This is a genomic window from Priestia flexa NBRC 15715 (assembly GCF_001591565.1).
Lineage (GTDB): Bacteria > Bacillota > Bacilli > Bacillales > Bacillaceae_H > Priestia > Priestia flexa.
In genome coordinates this window covers 1-1,144 of the sequence record NZ_BCVD01000244.1, presented here as the reverse complement: position 1 = coordinate 1,144, position 1,144 = coordinate 1, and the positions used below count along the sequence as shown (strand labels likewise).

The window sequence follows — 1,144 nt, the reverse complement described above, 5'->3', positions numbered from 1 at the left end:
CAAAACATTCAATTCCCGAAGGGAAAGGGATGTTAATAAAAGATAAAAAACATAGTAGGGATCGTACAAAAGGTGTTGGAGCATTCATTAATACAGTGGCTGAGAGATTTGAAGATAAAGAACTAGCCTTTAAATATTTAGAGAAGGTTAGGGAAAAAAATCCTCGTTACATTAAAGACCAGTTGCAAATCATCTTGCGCGAAACAAAAGGTATCGATAACGAAGTACGGACTAAAGCGTTAGCAGAGTGTTTAAAAAGGAAATTATACAGTGCAACTGATTTTGGCGATATCATTGCATATGTGAAACGTCAGCGCCAGGTACATGAAACAGTTATTGATAAAAAGAAAGAAGTTAAGACTTTGAACAGGCTATCAGAATGGGTTTTAGAAACAGAAGCATACAAAAGAAAAGTAGATACTTACACGGTTTTAATGGAGGTTGAATAGCGATGAGCCAAATCCAACAATTACAAGACATAATGAAAGGGTTAAGACTCGTTGAAACTGCCAAGCATCTCCCCCATTTGATCAGAGAAGCTGAGCAAAAAGACCTTTCATTTACTCAATTCCTGTTAGATGTCACTTCTTATGAGCAAACTCGAAGAGAAGAAAAGCAACTAAACAACCGATTAAAGTGGGCAACTTTTCCTTTCAGCAAAACACTTGAGGAGTTTAATTTAAAAGAACAAAAGTCTTTAAGCAACAAACAACTAAATAGATTAAAAGATTTAACTTGGATAGAACAGCTGTACAATTTGATTTTATTAGGGCCACCAGGTGTAGGTAAAACTCACCTGGCCGTAGGCCTAGGAATAGAGGCTATTAACCAAGGGTATAAAGCGATATTCACATCAATGGGAGATTTAATTCATAACCTGAAAACAGAAGAAATCACACGAAAGTCAAAAGCAAGAATGAAAAGAATTAGAGAGGCTGATTTAGTCATAATAGATGACTTAATGTTTATGGCAATGGATCAACAAGAAGCTAATATGTTCTTTCATTTAATTAATGACTTGTATAATCAGTCTTCCATTATCTTGACCTCTAATAAGGCACCAAAAGAATGGGGAGAATTATTGGGTGATCAAGCTATAACAACAGCAATTCTAGATAGGATTCTTCACCGAGTAGAAATCATT

The 1,144-nt window shown here is 35.3% G+C and carries 1 protein-coding gene and 1 pseudogene; both read left to right on the top strand.

Annotated features, from left to right (window positions below; all coding sequences use genetic code 11):
- A pseudogene (locus BFL01S_RS19680) lies at positions 1-449 on the top strand (IS21 family transposase); the annotation flags it as partial.
- A gap of 2 nt (positions 450-451) precedes the next feature.
- Positions 452-1,144: IS21-like element helper ATPase IstB (istB, locus tag BFL01S_RS19675; RefSeq protein WP_061786733.1), on the top strand; the 693-nt coding region annotated here is incomplete at its 3' end.